Source organism: Streptomyces atriruber (assembly GCF_001418325.1).
Classification (GTDB): Bacteria; Actinomycetota; Actinomycetes; order Streptomycetales; family Streptomycetaceae; genus Streptomyces; species Streptomyces atriruber.
This window is the reverse complement of sequence record NZ_LIPN01000238.1, coordinates 1,952-7,496: the sequence shown is the minus strand read 5'-3', so window position 1 is coordinate 7,496 and position 5,545 is coordinate 1,952. Positions and strand designations below refer to the sequence as shown.

Annotated in this window: 3 protein-coding genes; all 3 read right to left on the bottom strand. The window is 71.4% G+C overall.

What is annotated here, in order from left to right; genetic code table 11:
• Positions 1–138 precede the first annotated feature (138 nt).
• The 3 genes from AOK03_RS24190 to AOK03_RS24180 all read right to left on the bottom strand — a co-directional run bounded on the left by AOK03_RS24190 (position 139) and on the right by AOK03_RS24180 (position 5,404).
• Positions 139–3,270, bottom strand: a complete 3,132-nt coding sequence (locus AOK03_RS24190) for an efflux RND transporter permease subunit (RefSeq protein WP_055567446.1) — start codon at positions 3,268–3,270, stop codon at positions 139–141.
• Between the two features lie 221 nt (positions 3,271–3,491).
• Entirely contained in the window at positions 3,492–4,172 is a 681-nt protein-coding gene (locus AOK03_RS24185) for a response regulator (RefSeq protein ID WP_055567445.1), read from the bottom strand.
• The gene (locus AOK03_RS24180) at positions 4,169–5,404 is read right to left on the bottom strand and encodes a sensor histidine kinase (protein WP_055567444.1); all 1,236 of its coding nucleotides are present in this window, start codon (positions 5,402–5,404) and stop codon (positions 4,169–4,171) included. The genes AOK03_RS24185 and AOK03_RS24180 overlap by 4 nt, the downstream gene beginning before the upstream one ends.
• Positions 5,405–5,545 lie beyond the last annotated feature (141 nt).

Genomic DNA, 5,545 nt, shown 5'->3' with positions numbered 1-5,545 from the left:
CCTGAGGGGCGCGGGGAACTGCGCGAGCGACCACGACGGACCCGCACGGCACCGGTGCCTCCCCCCAAGAAGCGGAACGGGTGCGTCCCTCATCGTCGATGGGGGACGCACCCGTTCCGGTCAGGATCAGGGTCAGGGTCAGGGCCGGGACGGTTCCGGGGTTCGGGGCAAAGACCCGGACTTCTTCGCCCGCTTGGCCTCGCGCTTCGCCCGCCTGCGCTCCTTGCGGAGTTCCACCATCGCGTACAGCGTCGGGACGAGGAGGAGGGTGAGGAGCGTCGAGGTGATCAGGCCGCCGATCACCACCACCGCGAGCGGCTGGGCGATGAAGCCGCCCTCGCCCGTGACGCCCAGCGCCATCGGGAGCAGGGCGAAGATCGTCGCCAGGGCCGTCATGAGGATCGGGCGCAGCCGGTGGCGGCCGCCCTCGATGACCGCCTCGACCGTGCCGTACCCCTGCCTGCGGTACTGGTTGATGAGGTCGATCAGCACGATCGCGTTGGTGACCACGATGCCGATGAGCATCAGCATGCCGATCATCGCCGGGACGCCCATCGGGGTGTCCGTGAGGACCAGCAGGCCGATCGCGCCCGTCGCCGCGAACGGGATCGAGACCAGCAGGATCAGCGGCTGGACCAGCGAACGGAAGGTCGCGACCAGCAGCATGAAGACGATCGCGACGGCCGCCAGCATCGCCAGGCCCAGCTTGGCGAACGCCTCGTCCTGGTCCTCGGATACACCGCCGATCGAGGCCGTGGCCCCGTCGGGGAGCTTCAGCGCGTCCAGCTTCTTGGTCAGGTCGGCGCTGACCGCCCCGGTGTTGTCACCGGTCGGCTTCGCGGTGATCGTCGCGGCCCGCGCGCCGTCGATGCGGGTCATCGAGACCGGACCGTCGACCAGTTCGACATCGGCGATGTCGCCGAGCTTCACCCCGGGGCGCAGCGTCAGCTTCTTCAGCTCGTCGAGGGTCTTCGCCGGCTTCGCCGACTTGATCACGACGTCGCGCTCGGTGTCGTCGAGGATGGCCTTGCCGCTGGTGGTGCCGCGCACCGCCTGGCCGACGGCCTGGCCGAGCGTGGTGTCGTCGAACCCGGCCGCGGCCGCCTTGGAGGTGGCCCTGACCGAGATCCGCGGGACGCTCTGCGCCAGGTCGCTCTGGACGTCGGTGACGTCGTCGAGCTTCGCGACCTCGTCCCGCACGTCGTCGGACGCCTCGCGGAGCACCTTCGCGTCGGCGGCCTTCACCACGACGCTCAGGTCCTGGTTGCCGAAGCCGTCCCCGGCGGAGACGGTGGTCCGGCCGATCCCGGAGAGCTTGCCGAGCTCCTTCTCGACGAGGTCCTGCGTCTTGTCGTACGACGACTTGTCCTTGAGCGTCAGGGTGTACGAGGCCTGGTTGGTGTCCGTGCCGCCGCCGAAGGCGGCCATGAAGCCGGAGGAGCCGACCGTGACCTGGTAGTCCTTGATCTCGTCGATGCCCGACAGCACCTTCTCGACCTTCTTCGCCGCGGCGTCGGACGCCGACAGGCTCGTGCCGGGCTTCAACTCCTGCTTGATGGAGAGGACTTCCTGCTCGCCCTGGTCGAAGAAGTTCGTCTTCAGGAGCGGCGCCATGCCGAACGTGCCGACCAGGATCACCAGGGCGATGCCGAGGCTGGTGAGGCGGCGCCGCGTCGCGAAGCGCAGGACGGGGACGTACATCCGCTGGAGCCTGCTGCGGCTCTCCTTGTCCTCGGCCTTGCGCCGGGCCTCCTCCGGGTCCACGCCCTGGATCGACTTCGGGGCGCGCAGGAACCAGTACGAGAGGACCGGCACGACCGTCAGCGAGACGAGCAGGGAGGCGAGGAGCGCCGCCGTGACCGTCAGCGAGAACGAGCCGAAGAGCTCGCCCACCATGCCGCCGACCAGACCGATGGGGAGGAACACCGCGACCGTGGTGAGGGTGGAGGACGTGACCGCGCCCGCCACCTCGCGGACCGCCTTCAGGATCGCCTGCTCGCGCTCCTCGCCGTAGCCGAGGTGGCGCTTGATGTTCTCCAGGACCACGATCGAGTCGTCGACGACGCGGCCGATGGCGATGGTCAGCGCGCCGAGCGTGAGCATGTTGAGGGAGAGGTCGCGGGTCCACAGGACGATCAGGGCCAGTACGACCGAGAGCGGGATGGAGACCGCGGTGACCAGCGTCGAGCGGATCGACGCCAGGAAGACCAGGATGATGACGACCGCGAAGACCAGGCCGAGCGCGCCCTCGGTGGTGAGGCCCTCGATGGACTTGGCGACGGCCGGACCCTGGTCGCTCGCGACCGTCAGGGTGGCGCCGGAGCCGAGGTCCCTCCGCAGGTCGGGGAGCTTGTCCTGGACCGCGTCGGAGATGGCGACGGCGCTGCCGTCGTGGTCCATGGTGACGGCGACGGCGAGGCTCGGCTTCCCGTCGGTGCGCGTGATGGACGTCGCGGTGGACGGCTTCTGCTCGACCTCGGCGACGTCGCCGAGGCGCACCGGCTTGCCGGGCCGCTCGCCGGGCGTGGCCTCGGGCGTGACGCGCAGGTCCTCGATCTGCCGCAGCGAGGTGTAGCCGCCGCCGACCTGCACGGTGCGGTTCTTGCCGTCCTCCTCGAAGGAGCCCGCGGGCAGCGTGGCGCCGCCCGCCTGGAGCGCCTTGCCGAGCGCGGCCGGGGTCAGCCCCGCCTTGGCCAGCTTCGCGTCGTCCGGGGTGACGTCGACCTGGAGGTCGCGCACGCCGTCCACGGTGACCTGGCCGACGCCGTCGATGTCCTTGAGGGACGGCACGACGGTGCGGTCCAGCTGGTCGGCGAGGGCCTGCTGGTCCTTGTCGGAGGTGACGGAGAGGACGACGGTCGGGATGTCGTCGGTGGAGCCCGCGACGACCTGCGGGTCGACGTCGTCGGGCAGTTCGGCGCGGGCGCGGTTCACGGCCTGCTGGACGTCGGCGACGAGCTGCTTGGAGCCGCTGCCGTAGTCGAACTGGGCCATGATCACGGCGTTGCCCTCGCTCGCCGTGGAGGTGATGCCGGTGATGCCGTCGACCGCGTCGATGGTGTTCTCGAGCGGCTCGACGACCTGCTTCTCGACCACGTCCGGGGAGGCGCCCTGGTAAGGGGCGAGCACGGACACCATGGGCAGTTCGATGGAGGGCAGCAGCTGCTGCTTGAGCTGCGGTATCGCGATGGCGCCGAAGACGATCGCGATGATCGACATCAGCCCTATGAGTGCCCGTTGGGCAAGGCTGAACCTGGACAGCCAGGACATGGTGGTCTCTCTCTGTGGCGTGCGCGGCAGGGGCGGACGAGGCCGGACAGGCTGCCGGGCGGGGCCGCGGTCACGACCACGACAAGGGCCCGGAAAGTGGGTGCCTGCGGCAAGCTTCGGCCGCTCCTCACACTCTCAGCCATGGCCGGTGTCCGACGTCCCGCTCAGAGGACCATTTCATGTGCCACGCATACTGCGGTCGCAGTACGCCGCCTCTCGCGTCACTCCACCCTCGGACGCACCAGGCCCGATTCGTACGCAATGACCACGAGTTGAGCCCTGTCGCGGGCGCCGAGCTTCGCCATCGCCCGGTTCACATGGGTCTTCACGGTGAGCGGGCTGACCTCAAGGCGCTCGGCGATCTCGTCGTTCGAGTGGCCGCCCGCGACCTGTACGAGGACCTCGCGCTCGCGTCCGGTGAGCGCGTCGAGCCGCTCGCCGCGCCCGGGAACGTCACCGTCCTGGCCCTCGCCCTGCGCGAGGAACTTGGCGATCAGTCCCTTGGTCGCCACCGGCGAGAGCAGCGCCTCGCCGGCCGCCGCGATCCGGATGGCGCCGAGCAGTTCGTCGGGCTCCGCGCCCTTGCCGAGGAACCCGGAGGCGCCCGCGCGCAGCGACTGCACCACGTACTCGTCGACCTCGAAGGTCGTCAGCATCACCACGCGCACATGGGCCAGGGCGGGGTCCGCGCTGATCATGCGGGTGGCGGCGAGGCCGTCGGTGCCGGGCATCCGGATGTCCATCAGGACCACGTCGGCCCGTTCCGACCCGGCGAGCGCGACCGCCTCCGCCCCGTCGGACGCCTCGCCGACCACCTCCATGTCGGACTCGGAGTCGACGAGCACCTTGAACGCGCTGCGCAGCAGCGCCTGGTCGTCGGCGAGCAGTACGCGGATCGTCACGCGGTCCCTCCCTTTGCCGTGGTGACGGGCAGGATCGCATGGACGCGGAAGCCTCCTCCGTAGCGGGGCCCCGCCGAGCAGCTGCCGCCGAGGGCGGTGACGCGTTCGCGCATGCCGATCAGGCCGTGGCCGCCGCCGGTGTGCTGCTCGGCGTCCCGCTGCTCGTCGCCCTTGTCGTGGCCGGGGCCGTCGTCGATGACGGTGACCTCCACGTTCGGGCCGACGCGGACGACGCTCACCTCGGCCTTGGCGGCCGGCCCCGCGTGCTTCTGCACATTGGTCAGCGCCTCCTGGATGATCCGGAACGCGGCGAGGTCGACGGCGGCCGCCAGGTCCAGGCCGACCTGGCCGAGGGCGACCTCGACCGGCAGCCCCGCGTTGCGGAACGTCTCGACGAGTTCGTCGAGCCGGTGCAGGCCGGGGGCCGGTTCGGTGGGCGCCTCCGGGTCGCCGGTCTGGCGCAACAGGCCGACGGTGGCGCGGAGTTCGTTGAGGGCGGAGCGGCTGGCGTCCCGTACGTGCGAGAGGGCCTCCTTGGCCTGGTCGGGCCGCTTGTCCATGACGTGCGCCGCGACGCCGGCCTGCACGTTGACCAGGGCGATGTGGTGGGCGACCACGTCGTGCAGGTCGCGGGCGATCCGCAGCCGCTCCTCGGCGACGCGGCGCCGCGCCTCTTCCTCCCTCGTCCGTTCCGCCCGCTCGGCGCGCTCCCTGATGGCGTCGACGACGGCGCGGCGGCTGCGCACCGCGTCGCCCGCGGCGGCGGCCATGCCGGTCCAGGCGAAGATGCCGAGGTTCTCCTGGGCGTACCAGGGCAGGGGGCCGCCCGAGAGCATCGCGACGCCGGTGAGGCCGGTCATCGTGACCAGGCCGATCCGCCAGGTCGTGGAGCGGTCGGTGCGGGCGGCGACGGTGAACAGGGCGATGACCGCGCACATCACGACGGGGGCGCGGGGCTGGCCGGTGAGCAGCTCGACGATGGAGGCGCCGCAGGTCGCGGCGAGCACGGCCCAGGGGGCGCGGCGGCGGAAGACGAGGGCGAGCGCGCCCAGCGTCATCAGGACCAGGCTGGGGGCGTCGGGGGTGCGGGTGCCCCAGGTGGGGCCGTGCTCCCCGTTCGGCTCGGCGAAGGAGCCGACGACCATGCAGACGAGGACGGCGGAGGCGAGCACCGCGTCCACCGCCAGCGGGTGTGTTCTGGCCCAGCCGCGGCCTCGTACGAGAGTGGTCACCGGCTCAACGTTACGGGGGCTGGCCGGGGGCCTTGCGCGGAATCGGGGATCGGGTGCGGGTGCGGGTGCGCGGCGGGTTCCTCGCGTTCCTGGCTGCGCCCTCGGGTGCGGGTCCGTTGTGGCTGAGCGCGCCGTTCCCCG

Coding starts and splice junctions, on each gene's coding strand:
- AOK03_RS24190 (WP_055567446.1), bottom strand. CDS start 3,270: ATGTCCTGGCTGTCCAGGTTCAGCCTTGCCCAACGGGCACTCATAGGG.